The organism is Sediminibacterium sp. (genome assembly GCF_051861365.1).
GTDB lineage: Bacteria > Bacteroidota > Bacteroidia > Chitinophagales > Chitinophagaceae > Sediminibacterium.
In genome coordinates, this window is record NZ_JBHYCW010000010.1 from 83,081 (window position 1) to 108,573 (window position 25,493).

Consider the following 25,493-nt stretch of genomic DNA (forward strand, 5'->3'; position numbering starts at 1 on the left):
AATAGCTAATCTGTATCAGGATTTTACAGCAGAATGGATAAGTGGCAATTTTTTAACAACCGGTCTTGACTTAGCGATAAAATAGATGGTAAAAAACCTCGTCTTTATACGATGGCGGCAATGGCTTTCGCAGCAATAAACCCACTGGTCCATGCATGCTGAAAATTAAACCCACCGGTAATGCCATCCACATCCATGACTTCCCCCACAAAGAACAATCCGGGCAGCTTTCTGCTTTGCATGGTTTGGGGGTCAATTTCACTAAGCAGAATACCGCCTGCCGTCACAAACTCATCTTTGAATGTTGTTTTACCTTGTACAATAAACTCCTGCGCTGTTAGATGTTTGATAAGTTTGTTTTGTTGCTTTGCCGGAAGATCTGACCACCTGCATTCCGGATCGATCTCTGATACTTGTAAGAGGTATGACCATAAACGATTGGGTAATGCAAACGGATTTTTATTGCTTATTTTTTGAGCGCCTGATCGTTCTCGGATCTCTTGCCACTCATCTCGTAACATATGTTCAGTGTAATGGGGTATCCAGTTCACAAGAATGCTGAAATGATAATTTTTATCTGCCAATTCTCTTGCCCCCCATGCAGAAGTTCTTAAAATCACCGGACCACTCATACCCCAATGCGTAATCAGTAACGGACCTTCTTCTTGCAGTTTGGTACCTGCTACTTTAACGATCGCACGTTCCACACTAACCCCCATCAAAGAAGTGATAGGATTACCCGGCATATTGAATGTGAAAAGTGATGGCACCGGTGTAGCAATGGTATGTCCTGTGGTAGTCAGCCAATCAAACATATTGGCTTTGGGGAAACCTCCTGTAGCAACGCATACAAAGTCTGCCGAAATAATATCACCATTGCTTAATTGAAGTTCAAATTTGTTTTCTTTTTTCTGAATGGAAGTAACACCTGTTTGTAATTGTACTGCTACTTTATATTTGTCTGCTTCTTTCAATAAACAATCAATGATGGTTTGAGAATTATCTGTAACCGGAAACATTCTACCATCTTCTTCTGTTTTCAACTGCACTCCTCTTTCTTCAAACCATTGAATCGTATCCTGCGTATAAAACTGATGAAATGATTTTTTTAAAAAGTTTTGTCCGCGTGGATATTTTTTCACCAACTCCGGAATCTCAAAACATGCATGTGTTGTATTGCATCTCCCGCCACCGCTTACTTTTACTTTCGATAGCAGTTTATTGGATTTCTCGAGCAACAATACCTTTAACGAAGAGTTTATTCTTGATGCATTCACTGCGCAGAAAAATCCGGCAGCCCCACCTCCTATTACAACGAGTGTTTTTTGCATACACTTATTTCATCAACATAATCGCAGCCATTGTTTCTACCCCATTCCATAAATTACGGATACGGATATTTTCATTTTCTGCGTGTTGGTTATTATCATGATTAGCAATAGGTACACTGATGGTATTGGCTTTTAAAAATTTCTCAAACTTATACAGTGGTAAACTACCCCCAAGAGAAGGAACTATTACCAATGTCCCATTGGTTGTTTTTTTAACAGCGGCTACTATTTCCTGTGCAATGGGCAAATCCATCGGTGTACGTTGCGCGTTGTAACCATCGTGTTTTATGACTTTAGCTATTTTTTGATATTGATTTCTCTCTTCGATGGTCGGATCTCTATCTATTACATAATAACCCTGAGCTTTGATATGATCTACTACACGTTGCTGCTGAAGCTGATAATCGTTTCCTTTCACCAAACGAAGATCCAGTGTTGCAATGGCAGTAGTAGGAATTACGTTGGCAGCCAATTTACCGGCATTGGCACTTTGTATACCATTGATATTGAGCGATGGCAACATCAACGACTCCTGTAAAGTATACCCATCCATTTCCGGCTTGATGAATCCCAATTCTTTTTTCATCTGTTCATCTGCCATGGGTATACTGGCAATAGCGGCTTTCTCTGTGGGTGATAAAGGTGTTACATCATCATAAAAACCCTTAATGGTTACTTTACCATTTTCATCTTTCATAGATGCCAATAACTTCGCCATCATTAATGCGGGGTTCGGTACCCAGTTACCATAATGACCACTGTGTAATGGTCTCAAAGGACCATATACCGTTACATCCATATTCGCATCCCCTCTTACGCCGAAACAAACCAGTTTATTTCCCGACTGATGAACAGGGCCATCACAGATAACCCAGATATCTGATTGTAATTCCGTTGGATACTTGAGTAAAATTTCCTGCAAATGTGGTGAACCCGCTTCTTCTTCACCTTCGAAAAAGAATTTGATGTTACACTTCGGTAACTGTCCTGACTGCACAATGGCTTCATACGCCCATAAAATAGCCATTACACCACCCTTATCATCAGAAGCACCTCTGGCAAAAATTCTCCAGTCTTCGTTGATATTATTACTAGATGAAGGAAGCGGAATGATTTTTTCTGCATCAGCAGTTGTTCCATTCACCAATACCGGTACAAAGGGCTGAAAGCCTTTTGCCCATTTGGAAGGATCTACCGGTTGTCCATCATAATGCGCATAAAAGATGATGGTTTTAACAGCACCGGGCACTTTAATCTCTCCATAAATAGCCGGTGGCGCATTTTTAGTTTCAGGTGTGAGTAGTTTTACATCTTGGATATTACGCTTACGCATCAATTCCATAATCATCGATGCATTGCGTTGAATATTGTAGGTATCGGAAGCTACATTGGGAATAGACAATAACTGCATGAATTCTTGTAACCATGCGTGTTCTTTTTGCTGTCTGAGCGTTCTCACTTTTTCGATATCAGTTACCTGTGATAGCAACAAAAAAGGCTGTGTACACAGCGCGAGAAGCAACAATAATGTTTTCATCGACAGCAGTTTTATAGTAGACTGAATTGTCTAATAATAAGAGGTATTGAGGTTTGCGTTCGCTTTCTCCGCTGCCTCAATAATGCTATAATCAGAAAGTACCAATGCTTGTCCACGCTTTACGCATACATCATGTTCAAAGTGGCAAGCTGCTTTCCCGTCTTGTGTACGCACTGTCCATCCATCATCATCGGTATATACTTCCCTTGCACCCAGATTCATCATGGGTTCAATAGCTAACACCAAATTTTCTTTCATCTTCGGACCATTTCCACGTTTACCATAATTGGGAACCTGCGGGTCTTCATGTAAGCTGCGACCTAACCCATGCCCAACCAACTCTCTTACTACTCCATAGCCATGTTTTTTTTCAGCATGCTCTTGAATGGCAAAAGAGATGTCTCCGACTCTATTATTTACGATGGCTTTCTCAATGCCTTTGTACAAAGACTCTTTCGTAACTTTTACTAATTGAATGATCTCCGGATCAGTTTCACCTATCATAAATGTATAAGCATGATCACCATGCCATCCATTGAGAATCACTCCCATATCAATAGAAACCACATCACCATCTTTGAGAGGGATATCATTGGGAAATCCATGAACAACCACATCATTCACAGAAGCACATACATTGAAAGGATATCCTCTATAATTATAAAAAGAAGGAACTGCTTTATGGTCTTTGACAAAGTCACCACAAAGTTTATCGATTTGGATCGTTGTCATACCCGGTTTCAATACCTTGGCCACTTCGGTAAGTGTTTTACTTACTAAAAGCGCCGCTTCTTTCATCAGGGCTATTTCCGCTTCTGTTTTATAGATGATCATATTTATTCTTCTCGACATGATAAAAAAAGAAACCTGTCGTCGCTATCAGCGAGACGACAGGTTTGCAAATATCGTATTTTCTGTCCATAGTCCATGGACCATGGTCTATGGACTAATCGACTAAATTGTTGAAGTAGAAACAGTCTGTCTGCCTTGTATACGACCACCTTTCATCAATCCATCGTATTGACGCATCAACAGGTAAGTTTCAATTTGCTGTAGTGTATCCAATACCACACCTACCATGATGAGTAATGAAGTACCACCAAAGAAAGTGCTGAATCCTTGTGTAACACCCAAACGCTGAGCGAATCCTGGCATAATACCTACCAATGCTAAGAAGATAGCACCCGGTAAAGTAATTCTGTCCATTACAGATCCGATATAATCAGCAGTGGGTTGTCCGGGCTTTACACCTGGAATAAAACCGTTGTTACGTTTCAGGTCTTCTGCAATTTGTTTAGGGTTAAATATCAATGCAGTGTAAAGGAAAGTAAATCCGATTACCATGATTGAGTAAATCACCATATACCAGGTATTGCTATGATCATTGAAGATCTTTACGATACCTTGAGCAGAATCAAGATTGGTAAATGATACGAGTGTAGGCAGGAACATGATCGCTTGAGCGAAGATGATCGGCATTACACCGGCGCTGTTTACTTTGATCGGCAAGAACTGACGAGCACCACCAAACTGACGGTTGCCAATGATCTGCTTTGCATAGTTAACAGGTATTTTACGAACACCTTGTACCAGCACGATCAATCCAAGGATGATAGCAATCAGGATAGCGATCTCGATCAAGAAGATCAACAAACCACCACCGGCTCTTTCACCTTTCGCACTGAATTCCTGGATCAATGATTGAGGAAGACGAGCCAAGATACCTACCATGATGATGATAGATGTACCATTACCCAATCCTTTGTCTTGGATCTTTTCACCCAACCACATAACAAACATGGTACCTGCTGTTAATGTAATAACAGTAGAGAACCAGAAGTAAGGTGCATAAGCAGGCATAATTGCTTCAGCATAACCCGGACTGTTCAGGTAGGCAACATATGCACCCGCCTGAAACGCAGTAACGATTACGGTGAGGTAACGTGTCCACTGATTGATTTTTTTACGTCCGCTATCTCCTTCTTTTTGTACTTTCTGTAACTGAGGAACCAAGATGGTCATCAGCTGCATGAAGATAGAAGCAGAGATATAGGGCATGATACCCAATGCAAGGATAGAAGCCTGAGAAAAGGCTCCACCTGCGAACATATCGAAGATGCCTAAGAGACCTCCACCACTTTGGGCAGATTTCTGTGCTTCTTCAATTTTATTAGGATCGATACCCGGTAATACGATGTGGGTACCAAAACGATACGTAAGAACCAGTGCAAGTGTAATAATGATCTTGTTACGAAGCTCCTCTATCGTCCAAATATTCCTTAATGTCTGAACTAGTTTTTTCACTTGAATGCAATTGTAAGCGTTAATAGTCTTAAACCAAAAAAAGACGCACGTTGTGCGTCTGGCAAGTTACGATAAAATTACTTGATAATTTCAACGCTACCACCTGCAGCTTCGATAGCAGTTTTTGCTTTTTCGCTGGCTGCATTCACTTTGAAAGTTACTTTGGCTTTCAGTTCACCGTTGGCCAATACTTTTACTTTATCGGTACGGCTGATCAAACCATTGATGTATAAATTCTCAAGGCTGAATTCAGTGAAGCCATATTTCTCTACCAATTGGTCGATTTGACCCAGGTTAAATACGACGAATTCAACACGGTTGTTGTTCTTGAATCCACGCTTAGGGATACGACGCTGAATAGGCATCTGACCACCTTCGTGAGCCATCTTGCTCTTGTAACCGGCGCGGCTTTGTCCACCCTTGTTACCTTTTGTAGATGTACCACCCTTACCGGATGCTTCACCACGACCTAAACGTTTTTGCTTGTGTGTAGAACCTTCTGCAGGTTTCAGATTGTGTAGTTTCATGTTGTATTGATTTTGAACTTTCGGGGAATCACCCCTCGCAAATGATTTGAAAATGTGTTGTCAGTGACAGAGAGAATTTTGATTTTTATAAACAGAAAATGAATCAAGTAAATTGACTCATTTTCATCCCGTATGACACGGAACAAATTCTATCTTATCTGATTGGATTAAGCGATCTCTTCAACCTTCACCAGGTGGCTTACTTTATTCACCATACCCAGGATCTGAGGAGTAGCTTCTACTTCTCTTGAAGCATTTAACTTCTTCAAACCTAAAGCGATCAAAGTTTGTTTTTGACGCTCAGATCTGTCGATACCGCTTTTAATCTGTGTGATCTTGATCTTTTTCATAACTACTTTATTGAGTTAGTCTATAGTCCATAGACCATGGACCATGGACTATGGACTAACAACCAATGATTATCCATTAAATACTTTGCTCAGCTTGATCGTACGGGTTTTAGCCACCTGAACGGGTTCACGCAACAGGCTCAAGGCCTTGATAGTAGCTTTTACCACGTTGTGAGGGTTGGCAGAACCCAGGCTTTTCGCCAGTACATCTGTTACACCTGCACTTTCCAGAACGGCACGCATGCTACCTCCCGCGATCACACCCGCACCATGAGCGGCTGGTTTGATCAAGACTTTCGCAGCACCATCTTTCGCCCACTGCTCGTGAGGAACGGTTCCATGCATTACAGGTACTTTTACCAGGTTCTTCTTGGCATCTTCGATACCTTTTGTGATAGCTTCCTGAACTTCTTTTGCTTTACCCAGACCTTGTCCAACCACACCACTTTCATTACCCACTACTACCAGTGCTGAGAAGCTGAAGGTACGTCCACCTTTAGTGGTTTTCACCACACGGTTAATGGCAACTACTTTCTCTTTCAGTTCCATGTCGCCACCGGCTTTTACCTTATTTACGTTTACTTTAGACATTTATCTAACGATTAATTGTTGTTAGCAGATTAGAATTGCAGACCACCTTCTCTTGCACCGTCGGCTACGGATTTAACACGGCCGTGATACAGGTTACCACCACGATCGAATACTACGGTATTCAATCCCAGTTCAGTGGCTTTACGTGCGATTGCCGCACCAACCAGTTTCGCTTTTTCGATCTTGGTTACTTTCTGAGCAGCGATATCTTTATCGCGAGATGAAGCTGCTGCCAGTGTTTGACCATTATCATCATCGATTAACTGTGCATAAATATCAGCATTGCTTCTGAATACAGATAAGCGTGGCTTAACAGCTGTACCAGCCACTTTCTTACGAATGCGGTATCTGATTTTTTGCCTTTGAATTAATTTACCCATTTTGCTTTATTTACCCCCAACCCCCTGAAGGGGGCTAGGGAAATTTTTAAAATATTTAAACACCCACTTTATACCCCTTTAGGGGCTAGGGGCTTATTTACCTGCTGCTTTACCTGCTTTTCTTCTCAGGATCTCACCGGCGTATTTCACACCCTTACCTTTGTATGGTTCTGGCTTACGTAAGCTTCTCAATTTAGCAGCTACCTGACCGATCAATTGTTTGTCGATACCTTCTAACAGGATCTTTGGGTTCTGACCTTTTTCAGTAACAGTTGCTACTTTCAGTTCTTTAGGAACTTCGAAAATGATATTGTGAGAGTAACCCAATGCCAGATCCAAAATGTTTCCGGTATTAGCGGCTTTAAAACCCACACCCACCAGTTCCAATTCTCTTTTGATACCTTCTGTAACACCTTTTACCATGTTACTTACCAATGCACGGTATAAGCCATGCATAGCGCGGTGACGGATCTGATCAGTAGGACGTTCAAATACTACTTCATTGTCTTTGATAGTAACAGTGATATCTCTATCGATCTGCTGCTTCAATTCACCCTTAGGGCCTTTTACAGTAATTTCATTCTCCTTGCTAACAGTGATGGTTACACCTGCTGGAATGGTTACCGGTTTTTTTCCAATACGAGACATAGTCGTTTCTTTTTTATTGTTCAACTAAAATCCTGACCGTGTTCAGCTCCGACTAAAAGCTTAATTGTCAGACAGGACAATAACTTAATTAAGAGATGTAGCAAAGAACTTCACCACCTACATTCTGCGCTTTTGCTTGCTTATCAGTCAGTACACCTTTAGAAGTACTTAAGATAGCCACACCCAAACCATTGATTACTCTTTTGATTTCAGCAGGTTTAGCATATTGACGCAGACCCGGACGGCTCACTCTTTCCAGAGAGCGGATCGCAGGTTGTTTAGTAGAAGGATCGTATTTCAACGCGATCTTGATCAGTCCTTGTTTGTTATCATCTTCAAATTTGTATTTCAGGATATAACCCTGTTCGTACAGGATCTCTGTCATACGCTTTTTCAGATTAGAAGCAGGAATTTCTACCAGTCTGTGACCAGCCATCTGTGCGTTACGGATTCTGGTTAAGAAGTCTGCTATAGGATCAGTTACCATTTTTATTAGAATTAATTCGTGTTCAAAATTTTGTACCAATTTCCCGATCTTGATCGGGGCAGGGTAGTTTTACCAGCTTGCTTTTTTAACACCTGGAATTTTACCATTCAGGGCCATATCACGGAAGATTACCCTTGAGAGACCAAAGTATCTCATATAACCTTTCGGACGTCCGGTAAGCTGACAACGGTTCTTTAAACGAACAGGTGACGCATTCTTAGGAAGTTTATCCAATGCTGCATAATCACCTGCTGCTTTTAGGGCTGCACGCTTCTCTGCATACTGGGCTACCAGGGCTTCACGCTTTCTTTGTCTGGCTTTTACTGATTCTTTTGCCATTGTTTTATGTTTAGATTTGAGTAGGTTCCGGATTTGATGTTTACAAACCGGCTGCTACCAGTTACTTTTTAGTTATTGTCTTTTTTTGCTCCTTTGAAAGGCATTCCCAGTTCTTTCAGTAACTCATATGCTTCTTCATTGGTTTGAGCAGTAGTTACGAAAGTAATATCCATACCGGTGATCTTGTTCACTTTATCGATATCGATCTCAGGGAAGATGATCTGCTCGGTAACACCTAATGTGTAGTTACCACGACCATCGAAAGCCTTATCGCTGATACCTTTGAAGTCACGTACACGAGGTAACGCAACAGATACCAATCTGTCTAAGAATTCATACATCTTCTCTCCTCTCAGTGTTACACGCGCACCAATTGGCATTCCTTTACGTAGTTTGAAGTTGGAGATATCTTTTTTAGACATAGTAGGAACTGCCTTCTGACCTGTGATCATGTTCAGCTCATCAACAGCGATGTCTACCAATTTCTTATCATTCACCGCGCCATTCACGCCACGGTTGATACAGATTTTTTCCAACTTAGGAGCTTGCATTACAGTTTTGTAAGCAAACTTTTTCATTAAAGCAGGTACTACCTCTTTGGTGTACTTGTCTGCTAATCTCGGAGTGTATTTTGTAGTACTCATTACTTGATTACCTCCCCTGATTTTTTAGATATACGAACTAATTTACCTTCTTCACGATTACGCTTTACTTTGGTAGCGCTGCTCGTTTTAGCATCCCATAACATCACATTGCTGATGTTGATTGGTGCTTCGATCTTAACGATACCACCCTTTGTATTCTGTGCAGAAGGCTTGGTATGTTTTGTTACGATATTAACACCTTCTACTACCACACGACCTTTATCCACGATAACTTCCAACACCTTGCGGGGCTTTTTCAAGTCCTTATCATCACCGGCGATCACCACTACGGTGTCTCCTTTTTTGATGTTGAATTTGGGTTTAAATCTTGTACTCATTTTTGTCCCTCCGTCTCCCTGAAGGGAGAGTTTTGTTTTTTATGTTTTAACCTAACTTATAGGTTCGGTTGTGATTTTCTAAGTCGTTTATTGCTAAACCATACCCCTTTAGGGGCAGGGGCTTATAATACTTCCGGAGCCAAAGAGATGATCTTCATGTAACCTTTATCACGAAGTTCTCTTGCTACTGGTCCGAAGATACGGGTACCACGAGGCTCATCAGAGTTGTTCAGTAATACCACTGCGTTGTCATCGAAACGGATATAAGAACCATCCTTACGACGCAATTTGTTTTTGGTACGAACGATTACCGCTTTTGATACAGTACCTTTTTTGATACCGCCTGCAGGAATCGCATCTTTAACAGTTACAACGATCTTGTCACCAATTTTGGCATAATCCTGACCGCTATTACCGAGTACTTTGATACAAAGCACTTCCTTAGCACCACTGTTATCAGCTACATTCAATCTACTTTCTTGCTGAATCATTGTTTTAGCTTTTAGCTTATAACTTAGAGATTTCTCTCTTCGTTAAATTTTATCAATTTTTACAGAGGCTACAGCTCAAATTCTTGCAGCTTGCAGCTTGTGTCCGCCTGAGGCGGACGATTATTATTTTGCTTTTTCTACGATCTCAACCAGTCTCCAACGCTTTGTTTTGCTCAGCGGACGAGTTTCCATGATCTTTACCACATCACCGATACCGCACTCACTTTTTTCATCATGAGCATGGAACTTCGTGGTTTTCTTTACGAACTTTCCGTAGATAGGGTGTTTTACTTTTCTTTCAACCGCAACAGTGATGGTCTTGTCCATCTTATCGCTGGTAACAACCCCGATCCTTGTTTTGCGTAAATTTCTTACTTCAGCCATTGTTTATTTTTTTAAGCTATGAGCTCCGAGCTATGAGCTGTGAGCAAAGTTTTTTTTGATAAGCTTGTCGCTTGGAACTTGAAGCTTGAAGCTTTAAATTCCTAATTGTTTTTTCTTCAACTCAGTCTTCAGACGAGCAATATCTCTGCGCAAACCACGAACAGTCATCGGGTTCTCCAATGGAGAAATTGCATGTGCGAATTCTAATTTTTTCAGTCTTAACTGATCTTCCTGAATTCTTGCCTGCAGATCTGCGACATTCATGTCTTTCAGACCTTTATTGAATTCAACTTTTTTATTTGCCATTTTCTTCAATTTGAAAATTTGTCTCGCCTAAGGCGAGATAAAATTATGCTTGTAAGTCTCTTCTTACGATGAATTTGGTTTTGATCGGTAATTTCTGAGCAGCGAGTTCCATCGCTTCCTGAGCTACCTGCTGAGATACACCATCGCATTCGAAGATGATACGTCCTGGTTCTACTACAGCAGCCCAGAATTCAGGGTTACCTTTACCTTTACCCATCCTTACCTCAAGAGGCTTACGGGTAATGATCTTATCAGGAAATACACGGATCCACACATTACCTTCACGCTTCATGGCACGGGTCATTGCCTGACGGGCAGACTCGATCTGGCGGTTGGTTAACCAGATGGGTTCCATCGCTTTCAAAGCAAATGAACCAAATGAAATGGAAGTACCACGCTTAGCCACTTCACGAATGCGGCCTTTCTGCTGTTTCCTGTGTTTACTTCTTTTAGGCTGTAACATTTATTACAATTTGAAAATTTGAAAATTTGAAAATTTGAAAATGAGTGGAAGTAGTTTATTCCTGGCGTAGTGAAAATTTGTTTTTTACATTTTCAAATTTTCAAATTGCCACATTTTCAAATTATCTTCTATTGTCTCTTCCGCCTCCGCCGCGGTTATCTCTTCTATCTCCACCACGACCGCCGCCGCGATCATCTCTTCTGTCTCCGCGTCCGCCACCTCTTTCTTCACCACCTCTTCTTTCACTCATATCATTCTTACCACCTACGAAGTTTGGATTCAGTTCACGCTTTCCAAGTACTTCACCTTTACAGATCCATACTTTAATACCGATCTTACCGTAAACGGTTTGAGCGTATACGTTCGCATAGTCGATGTCCATACGGAAAGTATGCAAAGGCACACGACCCTGTTTGAACTCTTCGCTACGAGCGATCTCAGCACCACCCAAACGACCACTTAACTTGATCTTGATACCTTCAGCACCCATTCTGAGTGTAGAAGCGATCGCCATTTTAGTAGCACGTTTGAAGTTGATACGGTTCTCGATCTGACGAGCGATGGTATCGCCTACAATATTGGCATCCAGTTCAGGACGACGGATCTCGAGAATATTGATCTGAACATCATCCTTACCGGTTAATTTTTTCAACTCTTCTTTGATACGGTCTACTTCTCCGCCACCTTTACCGATGATGATACCTGGTTTAGAGGTGTGGATTGTAACGATCAGCTTACCCAGGGTACGCTCTATTACAATTTTGGCAATACCGCCCTTGTTGATACGGGCGTTCAGGTAAGTACGGATCTTATGATCCTCGATTAACTTGGTAGCATAGTCTTTCTTACTACCATACCAGTTACTTTCCCATCCGCGGATGATACCTAACCTGTTACCAATTGGATTTGCTTTCTGACCCATATAGTGGTTTTACAATTAGTTTTTAGAATCTACGATTAATGTTACATGGTTACTGCGCTTACGTACCCTGTAGCCACGGCCTTGAGGTGCAGGGCGCATACGCTTCAGTACACGACCTCCGTCAACGAATACAGTTTTTACCACCAGACTGCTGTCTGCAGCACTGGCGCCATTATTTTTTTGCTCCCAGTTGCTGATCGCACTCTTCAGCAATTTTGCCAAAGGCACTGCATTGTGCTGTGGGTGGTGCTCGAGAATAGCCAATGCCTTCTCTACCTCCATTCCACGGATCACATCAGCCAGCAAACGCATTTTGCGTGGCCCTGTAGGATAATTGTTCAGTTTAGCTACTGCTTCCATTTCTTTATTTGTTTAGGGTATTGCATCCGGTTCTGCTATTCGCTATCAACCATCAACCATACGCCAAGTGATTACTTTTTAGTTCCTGCGTGTCCTCTGAAGTTGCGAGTTGGAGCAAATTCACCAAGTTTGTGACCTACCATGAATTCGGTTACATAAACTGGGATGAACTTGTTACCGTTGTGCACTGCAAAAGTGTGTCCAACAAAATCAGGAGTGATTGTACTGCGACGGCTCCAAGTTTTGATCACACCTTTCTTGGTTTTGCCATCATTCATACCTTCAACTTTACCTTCTAAGTTGGCATCAACGTAAGGACCTTTTTTAATCGAACGACCCATAGTAATGAGTTAATTTGAAAATTTGAAAATTTGAAAATTGAAAGTGTTTGTTTCGGGGCTTTGAGAATTTGAGGTTTTCATTTTCAAATTTTCAAATCGCCACACTTTCAAATTACTTTGCTAATTTTTTACCGTCTCTTCTCTGGATGATCAGTTTATCACTGCCTTTTCCTTTTGTACGTGTTTTCTCACCTTTTGCATACTTACCGGTTCTGCTACGTGGGTGACCACCTGAAGCTTTACCTTCACCACCACCCATTGGGTGATCTACCGGGTTCATCGCAACACCACGCACACGTGGACGAATACCTTTCCAACGATTCTTACCTGCTTTACCTGCTGTTTCCAAGTTATGGTCGCTATTAGAAACCACACCTACAGTTGCGTAACAATTGATCAATACTTTACGCAATTCGCCAGAAGGCATTTTCAATACTGCGTATTTCTCTTCTTTGTTCGCCAGCTGAGCAGATGCACCGGCACTTCTTACCATTTTACCACCTTGTCCGGGCTGCAATTCAATGTTGTGAATCATAGTACCCAATGGCATATTTTTCATCATCAAGGCATTTCCGATCTCAGGAGCTACTTCATCACCAGCGATGATGTTTGCACCCACCTGAATTCCTTGAGGAGCGATGATGTATCTTTTCTCTCCATCCGTATATTGAACCAATGCGATAAACGCAGTACGGTTCGGATCGTATTCGATAGATACTACTGTTGCAGCAATATCTCTCTTGTTTCTTTTGAAATCGATGATACGATAATGCTGCTTGCTACCACCACCCATATAACGCATTGCACGACGACCTTGTGAGTTACGACCTGCGGTTTTCTTTTGTGGCTCCAACAGGCTTTTTTCAGGCTTGTTGGTAGTGATCTCAGCATAAGCATTTCCGATTCTCCAGCGTGTTCCTGCTGTCATCGGTTTGTACTTCTTCAGTGCCATTTTCTTTGTTTTACCCCCAGCCCCTAAAGGGGTGCTAGGTCTTGTTTTTTAATCAACTTTTGCGGTAGTTGAACTACCATACTTTATCATTCTGTTTCCTCCGGCTCCCTTCAGGGCGGGGGAATTAAATGTTAGCGTACAGATCAATGGTTTCTCCTTCGGCTACGGTTACGAATGCTTTTTTATAAGCAGGTTTCGCACCCTGAATAAAACCGGCTTTGGTATAGCGGGTTTTGTTTTTACCGGGAGCAACAGCAGTGTTCACATCGATCACATTCACACCATAAAATTCTTCTACTGCTTTTTTGATCTCGAGTTTGTTCGCCTTACGATTTACTTTGAAAGCATATCTTCTCAACTTTTCTTGTTGAGCATTTGCTTTCTCCGTTAAAATAGGCTTTACTAATACTTCACTCAGTTTCATTGTATTTCGGTTGAAACGTTTCTAATTGGTTAAGCTACTGCCTCTTCTTCTGCGAAGATTTTAGCAGTGTTTTCTGTGATTACGAGTACATCTGCATTCATGATCTCATAAGTGTTGATGTCGGCCAATAAAGTGCTGGCAACATTTGGCACGTTACGAGTGCTCAGGTACAGATTATCATTGTACTCCGGTAATACAACCAGTGTTTTCTTATCGGCGATGTTCAGGTTCTTCATCACTTCCACCAATTGTTTGGTTTTAGGTGCGTCCATCTGAATATCTTCCACCACTACGATCGCGCTTTCCTTTGCTTTATAGCTCAGTGCAGAGATCTTAGCGAGGTCTTTCACTTTACGATTCAATTTGAAATCGTAAGCGTGAGGTTTTGGTCCGAAGATCGTACCACCACCCTTGTACAAAGGGTTACGGATATTACCTTTACGAGAACCACCGGTACCTTTTTGCTTGTGCAGCTTACGGCTAGCACCCTGCACTTCAGCACGGGTTTTTACTTTGTGTGTACCCTGACGGCCTGCAGCCAGGTACTGTTTTACAGCCAGGTAGATCACATGATCATTTGGCTCGATACCGAAAACCTCAGCCGGTAATTCAACCGTTCTGCCGGTTTTCTGTCCTTTTATATTTAATACATCTACTTGCATGGTCATTCAATTAAGTTGTGATTACTTCTGGATTAAAACGATTGAACCGTTATGACCAGGAACAGAACCGCTGATCAGGATATAGTTCTTTTCAGGGAAGATCTTCACTACTTTCAATCCCTTCATTTTTACTCTGTCACCACCCATACGTCCGGCCATTCTCATGCCCTTGAATACGCGTGAAGGATAAGAAGAACCACCGATAGAACCCGGAGCACGCTGACGATCGTGTTGACCGTGTGATTGCTCACCCACACCGGAGAAACCGTGGCGCTTTACAACACCCTGGAAACCCTTACCCTTGGTAGTACCTACTACTTCAACGCTTTCGCCTTCAGCGAAAATGTCAACAGTAACAGTTTCTCCCAATGCTTTCTCTATGGAATAATTACGGAATTCTTTTACGAATTTTTTGGCGGCTGTTTGAGCTTTTGCGAAGTGATTCAGCTCAGCTTTCGTGGAGTGCTTTTCTTTTTTGTCGCCAAATGCCAATTGTAGTGCGGTGTAACCATCAGTATCCTGGGTCTTCACCTGTGTTACGGTACATGGACCAGCTTCGATGATGGTGCAAGCTGTTTGCTTACCATCTGCCGAGAAGATGCTGGTCATCCCGATTTTTTTACCAATAATACCTTTCATCGTTTTGCGGTTTATGCCCCGCAAGGTTAAAGAGGACATCCCACCGATGAAGCGGGATTCAATCCTTGTTCGCTGCCGACCTTTTCCCTTTTCTATCCACCGTAGCCTTGGCGAAAGTGGATGCTTTTTCTAAGCTGGATCACCGTTGCTAAAGCTATGGTGATCGAGGAAGTACCGGAAGTAAACAAACCTCGAAGGGCCTGTTTATATGTATGATCTTTGATTTTTTGATTTCTTGATTGAAAATCAAAAATCTGAGACCGTTTATTTATTCAGAGCTGCTTTCTTCTCTATTTTGAGTAGAGAGTTGGCAGATGAGTAATTTATTTTTAAGAACTTTTGTTTCAATTGCAGCTTGTAGCTTGAAACTTGTAGCCTATTTATCAGGCTTTGATCTCTACCTCAACACCAGAAGGCAGATCCAATTTGCTTAGGGCATCTACTGTTCTAGAAGAAGAAGTATAGATATCCAGCAAACGCTTGTGAGTAGCCAGTTGAAACTGCTCACGACTCTTCTTATTCACGTGTGGTGAACGCAGTACAGTGAAGATTCTCTTGTGTGTAGGCAAGGGAATTGGACCAGTTACTACGGCACCAGTGCTGCGCACTGTTTTTACGATTTTCTCAGCAGATTTATCTACCAGATTGTGATCGTAAGATTGTAATTTGATTCTGATACGTTGAGACATAGTCGAAACCCAATTTTCTGATTGGGGTTGCAAAGGTAAGGGACTGTAATGGAATGGTCAAGAAATTTGTAAATATTTTTAAGAAAAAACGGAAGTTCTACGGGATTTTGAAGCAATTGGGTGCTAGGTACTGGGTACGAGGTACTGGGTTATACGAATTTTCGATGGTTAGAGCGCGTTTTTTGAGGGTTATTGGAATGTATAGATAGTCTTATGACAGGGAACTGACCGGATATTGACAGATAACTGAGAAGGTCGGTAATGGGTTAAGTAAGGGTTATGGCAGAGATACGACAGTGATAAGAGCTTCATAAGAGAGTCATAAGAGAATCATAGTGAAATGATAGGAAAACCATAGAGAAACCATAGTGAATCCATAGTGAACTCATAGCAAAATCCTTAATTTCACGGCAATAACCCAACTATGGCCAGAAAGAAACCCGTTTCCCCCTTTTCTGATAAGCAAATTGCTGATAAACAAGGTTCTACAAATTTTAAAACTGAGCATAAGAGTTCCTGGATACCCATGGTCATCATGGGGCTGTATATGGCTGTTCATTTTATCAATAATATGAACTCCATTGATGTAATGGGACCTCAATGGCTGTATTTAGCTTTATTAGACATTCTTGTGGTGGTGTATACCTGGGCCAGAAAAGACCTGTACAAGGATGTAATCATTACCATTTTCAGACAACTTTATTCAAAACTCTATTTATCGCTTTTCTTACTCGCGGGTTTGTCGATTTTCTTTGCCATGAATCAGGTGGAAGCCTGGGTTTGCTTCGTAAGGTTTATCATTACCATCATTGCCTTTTTTAATCTGGCAGTACTGTTTGTTCATCAACAAGGATCCTTCACCCTGATATGTCGACTATTATCTGCTGTTTTATTGGTAGAATCCATCCAATACTTTGATAAATTTTTTGATGGTATCGCCGAAACCTCACTAGGCGCCTTGGTCAACTCACTCAATGGCAATACGGGTAATAAAAATATTTTCGCGGCTAGTCTGGTTATTAAAATACCGTTTGTACTGTATGCGCTCTATCATGCAAAACTGGCAGAACGTATTTTCCATATTCTCGCCCTAACACTGGGTATCGCCACCATTTTCATGGCCAGTGCACGTGCTTCTTATGTTAGCTTAATTTTAGTATCGATTGTATTCTTAGGATTTGTGTTGGTGAAATTCCGTCAACATAAAAAAGCAGATCAATTGTTATTGCAATCAGCTTATTTGTTATTACCCCTGGTATCTGCTTTTTTTATTACCCAAGCTATCAATACACAAGTAACTACCTTACAAGAAAGCAACAGTGGTCGTTATGGTAGTGTGATTGCAAATATCAGTTCCATTGCACTTACAAACGACGCTTCGAGTTATCGTTTTAAATTATGGGAACATGCATTCGATTATATTGCTGAAAACCCCTTAATGGGTTGCGGTTATGGTAATTGGAAACTGGCTTCTATTCCTTATGAGAAAGAATACATTGATGACCTGAATGTACCTGCACATGCTCACAATGATTTTTTAGAACATGCAGCTGAATTAGGTTTGCTGGGTGGATTATTATACTTATCACTGTATGTCTGTCTTTTCTTTTGCACAATTAAAACCTTACGATCTGCTGCTTCCGAAGAAACAAAACTGATCGCTTTGTTTTCCTTCATGGCATTGATTGTATATGCTGTGGATGCAGGATTCAACTTTCCTATTGAAAGAGCCATCATGCAGGTATTTTTTGCTTGTGTAACAGCCATCAATCTTGGTACTTATATCAAAGGGCGAGAAGAAGTACAGGTTGGCGATACAAAACCTGCTAATAAAACCTTTACCCTTGCCCATCCCTTATATGGAATGATCACGATATTAATGTTATTGCCTGCCACTTACATTACCTATCTCACCTACATTTCATTGAAAGGACAACTTCGCGTGGTTCCTGATCTAAAGAATGAGCCAATGAGCATTCCGCTGGCAGAAGTAAAAACCATGTTTCCTCCTATTCCCAATCTTACTTCTTCTTCTCAACCCATTGAAGCCATTTTAGGAAGGTATTATTCTGAAAACCAACAGTATGATGAAGCGCTTCGTTTGCTGAGGAAATCTATTCCCCATAATCCGCATATTTATTATAGTCAGTTTTTGATGGCGAATGTATTTTTCAACACCAATCAAATGGATAGTGCCAAGTATTACGCGGAGCTGGCCTACTATAATAAACCAAGGGCTAATACCTATTATCAAACATTGGTGGCTGTGCATGCAAAAAGAAGAGATACTGCCGGTGTTGCCAAAGCATTCAGAACCTATACAAAATACCGCAATGAGCCCTTTGCCTGGAATTTATATTTGATGGGCATGTTAAACGCGCAACAAAGAGCTACTCCTGAATTATTGAAACTGGCTGACAGTGCACTCACGCTGTTTGATCGAAAAGGAAACAGACCTGCCAGTGAAGCTGATTATGCCAATTTACTGAAAAGAAAACAGGAGATCACCAGCAACCTGAATTTTTCGGGTGCAGTTGGGAATAGTGTAGAACAAAATGCCGCCGCCCTACAAAAAGCAACTCAGATCTATAATGAAGGCGTTGCTGCTTTTGCTAAACAAGATTATCAAACAGCCGCTGCAAAATTTGTTCGTGCAGCAGAGATCAATGCATTCAACTATGCTATTTATGAGAACGCAGGTGTCAGTTATTTTAACATGAAACAATATAGAAGAGCCATCTACTATTTTGATAAAGTAATCGCTTTAAAAATCACCAATGATGGCAAATCTGAATTTTTTAAAGGCGTGAGTCATATCAACCTCGGAGAAAAAGAAGTGGGTTGTCAAACCCTTCAGATTTCTAAATCCAAAAACTATGCGGATGCGAATAATATCATTGTGCAGTATTGTAAGTAGACCATAGCCCATGGACCATGGTCTATGGACTATACTAAAAAGCCCCAACATCACTGCCGGGGCTTTTTCTATGTGAGCAAGGAATCTTATTCCTCGATCTTTACTTTTCCTTTGTTCTTTGCCATCACTTCTTCTGCAATATTGTTGGGTGCAGGAGAATAGTGTGAGAACTCCATGGTTGAAGTGGCACGACCAGAAGACAATGAACGCAGTTGGGTTACATAACCAAACATTTCGCTCAAAGGAACTTTCGCCTTGATCACTTGCAGGTTAGCACGGCTATCCATACCTTCCAACATACCACGACGACGGTTCAAGTCACCTGTTACATCACCCATGTACTGATCCGGAGTCAATACTTCTACTTTCATGATCGGCTCCAACAATGTTGGTTTTGCCTTACGTCCTGCTTCACGGAAACCAGACTTCGCACACAATTCAAATGACATTGAATCAGAATCCACATCATGGTAGCTACCGTCGAATACACGAACCTTCATATTGTTCACCGGATAACCTGCCAGAACACCTGTAGTCATTGCGGTTTCAAAACCTTTCTGAATAGCAGGGATGAATTCTTTGGGGATCGATCCACCGAAGATATCATTCACGAATTGGAAATGCTTTCCTTCGTTTTCTTTCAGCCATTCTTCATCAGCAGGACCGATTGAGAATTGGATATCCGCGAACTTACCACGACCACCAGACTGCTTCTTCAGCACTTCACGGTGTTCGATAGTGGTTCCGAATGCTTCTTTATAAGCAACCTGAGGCGCACCCTGGTTTACTTCTACTTTGAATTCACGACGCATACGATCTACGATGATCTCAAGGTGCAATTCACCCATGCCACGAAGGATGGTTTGACCTGTATCTTCATCCGTATTTACACGCAGTGTTGGATCTTCTTCTACCAGTTTAGCGATAGCCATACCCATTTTATCTACATCGGCCTGTGTTTTAGGCTCAACAGCGATCGCGATTACAGGCTCAGGGATGAACATGTTCTCAAGAGTAATTGGATGATTCTCATCACAAAGGGTATCACCGGTTTTAATTTCTTTGAACCCTACAGCTGCTGCAATATCACCCGCTTCGATGAAGTCGATTGGGTTTTGTTTGTTGGCAAACATCTTCATGATACGGCTGATACGCTCTTTCTTTCCACTTCTTACGTTCAACACATAAGAACCCGCATCGAGGTGACCACTGTAACAACGGAAGAAGGCCAGACGACCTACGAAAGGATCTGTCATGATCTTAAATGCCAGTGCCGCAAATGGTTCTTTTGCACTAGGTTTACGAGTAATGGTTTCACCTGTGTCAGGATCAGTACCTACGGTATCTTCGATATCAACGGGAGAAGGCAGGTAGCGACAAACAGCATCCAGTGCAGTTTGTACACCCTTATTCTTGAATGAGGATCCGCACATCATAGGAACGATGCTCAAATCGATACAAGCTTTACGAATTGCTTCATGAACTTCATCTTCAGAAATGCTGTTTGGATCATCGAAGAATTTCTCCATCAATGTATCATCATATTCAGCTACTGCTTCAATTAAATTCTGTCTCCAGAATTCTACATCTTCTTTCATATCAGCCGGAACATCGATCTCATCGAAAGTCATTCCTTCTGTTTCCATGTGCCAGATGATCCCTTTCATTTTGATCAGGTCAACTACACCTTTGAAATTATCTTCAGCACCAATCGGTAATTGTAAAGGAACAGCTTTTGCACCCAACATTTCCTTTACCTGATTGACTACATTCAGGAAGTCGGCACCGGAACGGTCCATTTTATTTACGAAACCGATACGAGGAACTTTGTAACGGTTCGCCTGACGCCATACTGTCTCAGATTGAGGCTCAACACCATCCACAGCAGAGAAAAGGGCAATCAAGCCATCCAGTACACGCATAGAACGTTCTACCTCTACGGTAAAATCCACGTGACCCGGAGTATCAATGATATTAAAGTAATAGCTCTTTGTATTGGCATCAGCTTTCCCTTTTACAGTTGGGAAATTCCACTGACAGCTAACAGCAGCAGAAGTAATGGTGATACCTCTTTCTTTTTCCTGCTCCATCCAGTCAGTAGTAGCGGCACCATCATGTACCTCACCAATTTTGTGAATCATACCGGTGTAGCGCAGGATACGCTCGGTAGTAGTGGTTTTACCGGCATCGATGTGTGCGGCAATACCAAAGTTGCGTTGAAATTTCAAGTCAGCCATAAAAGTGCTTGTTTAAATATTTTTTTGCAGGAAGCATACGCTCCCATTTTCAAGGCGGCAAAGGTAGGAATAATACCAATTCCCTAATAATAGCAGTCAGATTAAATTATCCCCGAAAAAAAAGCCTTGGGTAAAATCCCAAGGCTTTTCTTAAAAAATTGATAATCAAATTATTAGATGGATTTTTGCCATCATAAGAATCAAGGATAGCTTACTTAGCTTTGGCCGAACGTACAGAAATCAATCCAATATCATATATCAATGGTGTGTAAGGAGGAACTGAAGAACCATTACCGGATGCGCCAAAACCCAATGTTGCGGGAATAAATACGCGCCAAACAGAACCTTCTTTCATTCTCAGTACTGCGTCTTGTAATCCTAACACCAGGTCTTTCACTAGAATTAGAAAAGATTCTTTGTTTTTGTCTGAGTCGATAAATACAGTACCGTCGGGTAATTTACCAACGATGTTAATTACAACGGTATCTTCAGGCTCCGGATTTCTTCCGGTTCCTTTTGTGATCACTGCATAGTTCACACCACTGGGCATGCGAACAACACCTGATTGTTTATTGAGTTCTGCAAAGAGCATTTGTTCCATCAACAATCCTTTTTCTGAATTGATGGCATTTTGAAAGTTATTGATTTTGGACTCAGCACTTGCTTCACTGATCATGAGTTTCTTTTTGGCCAGTACATCATCTACTGCTTTTTGGAACATGGTCGGGTTAGTAATGATCACTCCGTTTTTTTGCAATGATTTTACCATGTATACACCCAAAGCATACTGAAGTGTATCTGCATCTGCTTTTTCTTTAGCGATTTGTGCAGGAGTTTTGGTTTGAGCAAGTAGACTCACACTCATTACAGCGGAAAGAACAAAGAGTAATAAAGTTTTCATGTTTTGTGATTTATTAAGCGATAAGATATTATAAATATATAGAATGTATATTACACGAACAATGTTCAATTAATCTTTTTTGGGACTGGTGATATTCAATAATTCTATTTCTACTACTAATGCACTGTTTGGGGGAATTACAGCAGTTCCTTTATCAGCGTAAGCTAACATGGCGGGTACATAAATCTGCCATTTAGATCCTACCGGCATCATTTGTATGGCCTCACTCACACCGGGAACCATTTCAGCAGGTGTTATTTTCACCGGCGACTTACGATAAGTATCTTCAAAAACGGTACCATCTGCTAATGTACCTCTCAATTGAATGGTAACCGTATCAGAGGGCAAGGGTCGTTGTCCTTGAGCAGATTTCAAAATAAAATAATGTACGCCATTGGGTAGTATTCCCAAACCCGGTCTTTGTTTGATATTGGTAAAGAGTTGTTGTTCTAGTTTTAAGGAACGATCTTTTTGAGTAACCTGCTGATAAGCGGTGATCATTACAGGCACTACAGAATCAGGAATCAAACGGGGTTTATTTTGAAATACATCATCCATACCCTTGATATACAATGTAGGATTGCTGATAATAAAACTATTGTTATTGATCCATTGTGCTACAAATGCGCCGATAGCGTATTGAATGGAATCATTGATGGAAACCAATTTTATCGTATTATTTGTAACGGGCGTTTTTGTAGTAGCTTTTTGTCCAAAACAGATGGTTGTAAAAAAAACAGATAGTATGCTGAGTAATTTTCTCATCTATTGAAATAGTCTAAAGTAAACGCTTCATATTTAAAAAAATGTCGATAAAGTTAATGATATCAGTAACCAATTGACACTAATAAGTATTATTTTTCGTCAATAAATAAAACAACCATTATTTAAACTCGTGAATGATAATAACACCGGCAAGACCTGCACCACCAGATTGTGCTGCCGGTGTACCTCCAGTGCGTAGGAAGAATGCGCCACTACCTCCCGCTCCGAATCCATCACCTACCAAACCGGCAATAGAAGAGTTAGCTATAATTACTGATTGGCCTCCAAAACCAAGTCTAGAATTACCTCCTTTACCAGAGTAGCCTACAGTTGCGGAAAACCTCATACCCGGATCTCCATCACCACCTTGAATATTCAAATTTCCACCTGAAGCTGTACCACCTGTGCCACCTGCAGTTCTAAGTACGGTTGCACCGTTTGCTTGGACAGCCCCTCCTCCGCCTCCATTAGCTGTTAGTGCGCCGAAAGTAGTATTACCTCCCGCTCCCCCAGCTGCTCCACTTGCTGGAGTACCTGCAGCACCTACTGAGTAACTTATGCTTTGTCCAGGAGTAACTGCAATAACTGAACGTGCGTAACCACCAGCACCACCACCACTAGAAGCTTGAATACCACTTGTACCTGAACTAATAGTTCCGCCTCCAGCACCACCACCACCCACAACTTCTACTATAATCGAGTAAATGCCTGCTGGGACAATGTAATTACCTGAGCCTGAGGTATAAATTTGAATATTTTGAGCTGCCGCAACACCATTAAAAGTGGTTGCACTCACTGTTCCAAAAGTTCCTGTTCCTGATACATTCAAGCTACCTAAGGTACCTACTGACGTCAATGAAGAGTTTACAACTCCCGAAGCTAAAGTAGTACCTGTTAGGGTGCCCGCCGGAGCAACTACTGCATTGGTTGTTACACCTGTTACCAAGCCTTTACCATTGACAGTGATCGTTGGAATAGCCGTGGATGATCCGAATGTGCCCACATTACTGTTCACTGTTGCCAAGGTAGTAGCAAGGCTTCCTGCAGTAGTAGTAACATCACCTGTCAATGCAGGGAACTGACCAGCCGCCAATGTACCTGTTAAAGATGATGTAGCGATATTGGTCAATGTATTCGAGGCTCCACTGATGGTTTTATTGGTCAATATTTCCGTACCTGTTAATGTAGCTAGCGTACCAGCAGTTGGCAAGGTTATATTGGTCGCACCGGAAACATTGAATGTGGTATTGAATGCACCAAGAGTTGTCAGATTACCTCCTAAAGTTATGGTTCTGGAACCATTATTCACACCGGTACCCCCTTTGGATGGGTCTATTATAGTAGCACTCCATGTACCCGTAGTGATGGTGCCCACTGTTATCAAGGCACTCGAGCCAGCCAAAGGAGATTTGGTTTGTATACGACTTTGTACTGCCGGGAATGAATCTGCTTGAAAGGTATTCAGCCTATCAAGATAAGGCGTCAGCATTGCACTAGTATCTATTTTTTTCAGATAGATCGGAGACATGACAGAGTCGACGTCTTTGTATTTCAATACTTGTCCGTAACGGGCATAGCCTGTATTTGGATCCAGACCAGCATAATATGCGCTACCTCCCAGCATAGCCGCAGTATCGGATGTTTTAATTCGGCTACTAAACTGAAGGGTATCGGAAATATTGAATTTCCTCATGGCAACACTATCCATTCTAGCCCTTGTGCCCACTATTGAAGTATCTACTCGTAGGGTAACAGCTGCTGATCCATTATAAGTGGTGCTGGTAAGGTTATTAGCCAATAAACCATTCGAAACACTCAATGCGTTTGCCAATGCACCACTCAATGTATTTGCACTAATAGTTCCGGTAACTGTTGCATTACTAAAATTACCGGTCGTTGCACTTACTGTACCTGCCTGTAAAGTACCTGTTACACTCAAATTTGTTAAACCTGCAATAGAAGAAGCATTTACTGTAGTAAAATTACCGGTCGTAGCACTTACTGTACCTGCCTGTAAAGTACCAGTTACACTTAAATTAGTTAAACCAGTTAGGTTAGTAATATTCGCGTTAGTAATAGTACCGTTTGTAATTGCTGCTGTTGTAACAGTGATACTAGACAGATTTGCAAGACTAGTGATACTATTCAATGTTCCTGCACTTAAAGTACCACTGAAGGTTCCTCCAGTGATCGTACCCGTTGCATTGATATTCGTAAAGTTACCCGTCGTTGCACTTACGGTCGCAGCTTGAATCGTATTCGTAACACTTAAGTTGGTTAAACCAGCTAGGTTCGTAATGTTCGCTGTTGTGAAGTTACCAGTCGTTGCACTCAGCGTTGCTGCACTGATGGTACCAGTTGCTGTAATCGAACTGATATTCGCCAGACTCGTAATAGAGTTCTGCGCACTTGCACTTAAAGTACCACTGAAGGTTCCTCCGGTGATCGTACCCGTTGCATTGATATTCGTAAAGTTACCCGTCGTTCCACTTACGGTCGCAGCTTGAATCGTATTCGTTACACTCAAGTTGGTCAGTCCAGCTAGGTTTGTAATGTTCGCTGTG

30 protein-coding genes are annotated in these 25,493 nt (G+C 41.6%); 1 reads left to right on the top strand and 29 read right to left on the bottom strand.

Annotation, left to right across the window (positions count from 1 at the left end; all coding sequences use genetic code 11):
• Positions 1–104: 104 nt before the first annotated feature.
• The 25 genes from ACTIEV_RS06545 to rpsJ all read right to left on the bottom strand — a co-directional run bounded on the left by ACTIEV_RS06545 (position 105) and on the right by rpsJ (position 16,109).
• Positions 105–1,331, bottom strand: coding sequence for an NAD(P)/FAD-dependent oxidoreductase (locus ACTIEV_RS06545; protein ID WP_322195719.1), 1,227 nt, complete (start codon positions 1,329–1,331; stop codon positions 105–107).
• 4 nt (positions 1,332–1,335) lie between these two features.
• Positions 1,336–2,868 (bottom strand): M20/M25/M40 family metallo-hydrolase, encoded by a 1,533-nt coding sequence (locus ACTIEV_RS06550; protein WP_322195718.1) that lies wholly within the window; start codon positions 2,866–2,868, stop codon positions 1,336–1,338.
• A 30-nt stretch (positions 2,869–2,898) separates the two neighbouring features.
• Positions 2,899–3,720 (bottom strand): type I methionyl aminopeptidase, encoded by an 822-nt coding sequence (gene map, locus ACTIEV_RS06555; RefSeq protein ID WP_322195717.1) that lies wholly within the window; start codon positions 3,718–3,720, stop codon positions 2,899–2,901.
• Positions 3,721–3,822: 102 nt separating this feature from the next.
• On the bottom strand, positions 3,823–5,172 hold the full coding sequence (gene secY, locus ACTIEV_RS06560) for a preprotein translocase subunit SecY (protein WP_322195716.1): 1,350 nt from the start codon (positions 5,170–5,172) through the stop codon (positions 3,823–3,825).
• Between the two features lie 77 nt (positions 5,173–5,249).
• Complete coding sequence (gene rplO, locus ACTIEV_RS06565; protein WP_322195715.1) at positions 5,250–5,699, bottom strand: 50S ribosomal protein L15; 450 nt, start codon at positions 5,697–5,699, stop codon at positions 5,250–5,252.
• A gap of 167 nt (positions 5,700–5,866) precedes the next feature.
• Positions 5,867–6,049, bottom strand: a complete 183-nt coding sequence (gene rpmD / locus ACTIEV_RS06570; RefSeq protein WP_178889646.1) for a 50S ribosomal protein L30 — start codon at positions 6,047–6,049, stop codon at positions 5,867–5,869.
• 69 nt (positions 6,050–6,118) lie between these two features.
• Positions 6,119–6,640: a 30S ribosomal protein S5 gene (gene rpsE, locus ACTIEV_RS06575; protein WP_178889645.1), complete on the bottom strand. Its 522-nt coding sequence runs from the start codon at positions 6,638–6,640 to the stop codon at positions 6,119–6,121.
• Positions 6,641–6,669: 29 nt separating this feature from the next.
• Positions 6,670–7,020, bottom strand: a complete 351-nt coding sequence (gene rplR, locus ACTIEV_RS06580; protein WP_178889644.1) for a 50S ribosomal protein L18 — start codon at positions 7,018–7,020, stop codon at positions 6,670–6,672.
• A gap of 93 nt (positions 7,021–7,113) precedes the next feature.
• Entirely contained in the window at positions 7,114–7,668 is a 555-nt protein-coding gene (gene rplF / locus ACTIEV_RS06585) for a 50S ribosomal protein L6 (protein WP_322195714.1), read from the bottom strand.
• Between the two features lie 88 nt (positions 7,669–7,756).
• Complete coding sequence (rpsH, locus tag ACTIEV_RS06590) at positions 7,757–8,155, bottom strand: 30S ribosomal protein S8 (RefSeq protein ID WP_178889642.1); 399 nt, start codon at positions 8,153–8,155, stop codon at positions 7,757–7,759.
• 69 nt (positions 8,156–8,224) lie between these two features.
• Positions 8,225–8,494, bottom strand: coding sequence for a 30S ribosomal protein S14 (gene rpsN, locus ACTIEV_RS06595; RefSeq protein ID WP_026770706.1), 270 nt, complete (start codon positions 8,492–8,494; stop codon positions 8,225–8,227).
• 68 nt (positions 8,495–8,562) lie between these two features.
• Positions 8,563–9,138: a 50S ribosomal protein L5 gene (rplE, locus tag ACTIEV_RS06600; RefSeq protein ID WP_178889641.1), complete on the bottom strand. Its 576-nt coding sequence runs from the start codon at positions 9,136–9,138 to the stop codon at positions 8,563–8,565.
• A complete protein-coding gene (rplX, locus tag ACTIEV_RS06605; protein WP_178889640.1) occupies positions 9,138–9,476 on the bottom strand; it encodes a 50S ribosomal protein L24 in 339 nt (112 codons plus the stop codon). The genes rplE and rplX overlap by 1 nt, the downstream gene beginning before the upstream one ends.
• Before the next feature lie 122 nt (positions 9,477–9,598).
• On the bottom strand, positions 9,599–9,967 hold the full coding sequence (gene rplN, locus ACTIEV_RS06610) for a 50S ribosomal protein L14 (RefSeq protein WP_133475583.1): 369 nt from the start codon (positions 9,965–9,967) through the stop codon (positions 9,599–9,601).
• 123 nt (positions 9,968–10,090) lie between these two features.
• Complete coding sequence (gene rpsQ, locus ACTIEV_RS06615; RefSeq protein WP_133475584.1) at positions 10,091–10,351, bottom strand: 30S ribosomal protein S17; 261 nt, start codon at positions 10,349–10,351, stop codon at positions 10,091–10,093.
• Between the two features lie 93 nt (positions 10,352–10,444).
• A complete protein-coding gene (gene rpmC, locus ACTIEV_RS06620; protein WP_178889639.1) occupies positions 10,445–10,657 on the bottom strand; it encodes a 50S ribosomal protein L29 in 213 nt (70 codons plus the stop codon).
• A 43-nt stretch (positions 10,658–10,700) separates the two neighbouring features.
• A complete protein-coding gene (gene rplP / locus ACTIEV_RS06625) occupies positions 10,701–11,120 on the bottom strand; it encodes a 50S ribosomal protein L16 (protein ID WP_178889638.1) in 420 nt (139 codons plus the stop codon).
• Between the two features lie 121 nt (positions 11,121–11,241).
• Positions 11,242–12,042, bottom strand: a complete 801-nt coding sequence (gene rpsC / locus ACTIEV_RS06630) for a 30S ribosomal protein S3 (protein ID WP_322195712.1) — start codon at positions 12,040–12,042, stop codon at positions 11,242–11,244.
• A gap of 15 nt (positions 12,043–12,057) precedes the next feature.
• The gene (gene rplV / locus ACTIEV_RS06635; protein WP_133475588.1) at positions 12,058–12,402 is read right to left on the bottom strand and encodes a 50S ribosomal protein L22; all 345 of its coding nucleotides are present in this window, start codon (positions 12,400–12,402) and stop codon (positions 12,058–12,060) included.
• Between the two features lie 71 nt (positions 12,403–12,473).
• Positions 12,474–12,743 carry a 30S ribosomal protein S19 gene (gene rpsS / locus ACTIEV_RS06640; RefSeq protein WP_133475589.1) on the bottom strand — a complete coding sequence of 90 codons (270 nt, stop codon included), beginning with the start codon at positions 12,741–12,743 and terminating at the stop codon, positions 12,474–12,476.
• Positions 12,744–12,855: 112 nt separating this feature from the next.
• The gene (rplB, locus tag ACTIEV_RS06645; protein ID WP_178889635.1) at positions 12,856–13,695 is read right to left on the bottom strand and encodes a 50S ribosomal protein L2; all 840 of its coding nucleotides are present in this window, start codon (positions 13,693–13,695) and stop codon (positions 12,856–12,858) included.
• A 124-nt stretch (positions 13,696–13,819) separates the two neighbouring features.
• Positions 13,820–14,119: a 50S ribosomal protein L23 gene (gene rplW / locus ACTIEV_RS06650; RefSeq protein ID WP_322195711.1), complete on the bottom strand. Its 300-nt coding sequence runs from the start codon at positions 14,117–14,119 to the stop codon at positions 13,820–13,822.
• A gap of 29 nt (positions 14,120–14,148) precedes the next feature.
• On the bottom strand, positions 14,149–14,787 hold the full coding sequence (gene rplD / locus ACTIEV_RS06655) for a 50S ribosomal protein L4 (protein ID WP_439516262.1): 639 nt from the start codon (positions 14,785–14,787) through the stop codon (positions 14,149–14,151).
• Between the two features lie 15 nt (positions 14,788–14,802).
• Complete coding sequence (gene rplC, locus ACTIEV_RS06660) at positions 14,803–15,420, bottom strand: 50S ribosomal protein L3 (protein WP_178889634.1); 618 nt, start codon at positions 15,418–15,420, stop codon at positions 14,803–14,805.
• A 383-nt stretch (positions 15,421–15,803) separates the two neighbouring features.
• Entirely contained in the window at positions 15,804–16,109 is a 306-nt protein-coding gene (gene rpsJ / locus ACTIEV_RS06665) for a 30S ribosomal protein S10 (RefSeq protein ID WP_026770720.1), read from the bottom strand.
• A gap of 424 nt (positions 16,110–16,533) precedes the next feature.
• Here rpsJ and ACTIEV_RS06670 point away from each other — a divergent pair, with 424 nt between their 5' ends.
• Positions 16,534–19,026, top strand: a complete 2,493-nt coding sequence (locus tag ACTIEV_RS06670) for an O-antigen ligase family protein (protein ID WP_322195710.1) — start codon at positions 16,534–16,536, stop codon at positions 19,024–19,026.
• An 86-nt stretch (positions 19,027–19,112) separates the two neighbouring features.
• Here the strand turns inward: ACTIEV_RS06670 and fusA are convergent, their stop codons facing one another.
• From fusA to ACTIEV_RS06690, 4 genes are all read right to left on the bottom strand, one after another.
• On the bottom strand, positions 19,113–21,263 hold the full coding sequence (gene fusA / locus ACTIEV_RS06675) for an elongation factor G (protein WP_250685056.1): 2,151 nt from the start codon (positions 21,261–21,263) through the stop codon (positions 19,113–19,115).
• A gap of 211 nt (positions 21,264–21,474) precedes the next feature.
• A complete protein-coding gene (locus ACTIEV_RS06680) occupies positions 21,475–22,164 on the bottom strand; it encodes an FKBP-type peptidyl-prolyl cis-trans isomerase (RefSeq protein ID WP_322195709.1) in 690 nt (229 codons plus the stop codon).
• A 69-nt stretch (positions 22,165–22,233) separates the two neighbouring features.
• Positions 22,234–22,929: an FKBP-type peptidyl-prolyl cis-trans isomerase gene (locus ACTIEV_RS06685; protein ID WP_322195708.1), complete on the bottom strand. Its 696-nt coding sequence runs from the start codon at positions 22,927–22,929 to the stop codon at positions 22,234–22,236.
• Between the two features lie 118 nt (positions 22,930–23,047).
• The coding region (locus ACTIEV_RS06690) for a beta strand repeat-containing protein (protein WP_439516263.1) at positions 23,048–25,493 on the bottom strand (2,446 nt) is incomplete at its 5' end.

Bases quoted from the DNA above. Each gene is read 5' to 3' on its own strand.
- rplB (WP_178889635.1), bottom strand. From the start codon at position 13,695: ATGGCACTGAAGAAGTACAAACCGATGACAGCAGGAACACGCTGGAGA.
- rpsJ (WP_026770720.1), bottom strand. From the start codon at position 16,109: ATGTCTCAACGTATCAGAATCAAATTACAATCTTACGATCACAATCTG.
- map (WP_322195717.1), bottom strand. From the start codon at position 3,720: ATGTCGAGAAGAATAAATATGATCATCTATAAAACAGAAGCGGAAATA.
- ACTIEV_RS06670 (WP_322195710.1), top strand. From the start codon at position 16,534: ATGGCCAGAAAGAAACCCGTTTCCCCCTTTTCTGATAAGCAAATTGCT.
- rplP (WP_178889638.1), bottom strand. From the start codon at position 11,120: ATGTTACAGCCTAAAAGAAGTAAACACAGGAAACAGCAGAAAGGCCGC.
- rplV (WP_133475588.1), bottom strand. From the start codon at position 12,402: ATGGAAGCAGTAGCTAAACTGAACAATTATCCTACAGGGCCACGCAAA.
- rplN (WP_133475583.1), bottom strand. From the start codon at position 9,967: ATGATTCAGCAAGAAAGTAGATTGAATGTAGCTGATAACAGTGGTGCT.
- rpsS (WP_133475589.1), bottom strand. From the start codon at position 12,743: ATGGGTCGTTCGATTAAAAAAGGTCCTTACGTTGATGCCAACTTAGAA.
- rpsN (WP_026770706.1), bottom strand. From the start codon at position 8,494: ATGGCAAAAGAATCAGTAAAAGCCAGACAAAGAAAGCGTGAAGCCCTG.
- rpsH (WP_178889642.1), bottom strand. From the start codon at position 8,155: ATGGTAACTGATCCTATAGCAGACTTCTTAACCAGAATCCGTAACGCA.
- ACTIEV_RS06550 (WP_322195718.1), bottom strand. From the start codon at position 2,868: ATGAAAACATTATTGTTGCTTCTCGCGCTGTGTACACAGCCTTTTTTG.
- rplR (WP_178889644.1), bottom strand. From the start codon at position 7,020: ATGGGTAAATTAATTCAAAGGCAAAAAATCAGATACCGCATTCGTAAG.
- rplF (WP_322195714.1), bottom strand. From the start codon at position 7,668: ATGTCTCGTATTGGAAAAAAACCGGTAACCATTCCAGCAGGTGTAACC.
- rplX (WP_178889640.1), bottom strand. From the start codon at position 9,476: ATGAGTACAAGATTTAAACCCAAATTCAACATCAAAAAAGGAGACACC.
- fusA (WP_250685056.1), bottom strand. From the start codon at position 21,263: ATGGCTGACTTGAAATTTCAACGCAACTTTGGTATTGCCGCACACATC.
- ACTIEV_RS06680 (WP_322195709.1), bottom strand. From the start codon at position 22,164: ATGAAAACTTTATTACTCTTTGTTCTTTCCGCTGTAATGAGTGTGAGT.
- rplD (WP_439516262.1), bottom strand. From the start codon at position 14,787: ATGACCATGCAAGTAGATGTATTAAATATAAAAGGACAGAAAACCGGC.
- rpsC (WP_322195712.1), bottom strand. From the start codon at position 12,042: ATGGGTCAGAAAGCAAATCCAATTGGTAACAGGTTAGGTATCATCCGC.
- rplO (WP_322195715.1), bottom strand. From the start codon at position 5,699: ATGAAACTACACAATCTGAAACCTGCAGAAGGTTCTACACACAAGCAA.
- rplW (WP_322195711.1), bottom strand. From the start codon at position 14,119: ATGAAACTGAGTGAAGTATTAGTAAAGCCTATTTTAACGGAGAAAGCA.
- rpsQ (WP_133475584.1), bottom strand. From the start codon at position 10,351: ATGGCTGAAGTAAGAAATTTACGCAAAACAAGGATCGGGGTTGTTACC.
- rpmD (WP_178889646.1), bottom strand. From the start codon at position 6,049: ATGAAAAAGATCAAGATCACACAGATTAAAAGCGGTATCGACAGATCT.
- rpmC (WP_178889639.1), bottom strand. From the start codon at position 10,657: ATGGCAAATAAAAAAGTTGAATTCAATAAAGGTCTGAAAGACATGAAT.
- ACTIEV_RS06685 (WP_322195708.1), bottom strand. From the start codon at position 22,929: ATGAGAAAATTACTCAGCATACTATCTGTTTTTTTTACAACCATCTGT.
- rplE (WP_178889641.1), bottom strand. From the start codon at position 9,138: ATGAGTACTACAAAATACACTCCGAGATTAGCAGACAAGTACACCAAA.
- rpsE (WP_178889645.1), bottom strand. From the start codon at position 6,640: ATGTCTAAAGTAAACGTAAATAAGGTAAAAGCCGGTGGCGACATGGAA.
- rplC (WP_178889634.1), bottom strand. From the start codon at position 15,420: ATGAAAGGTATTATTGGTAAAAAAATCGGGATGACCAGCATCTTCTCG.
- ACTIEV_RS06545 (WP_322195719.1), bottom strand. From the start codon at position 1,331: ATGCAAAAAACACTCGTTGTAATAGGAGGTGGGGCTGCCGGATTTTTC.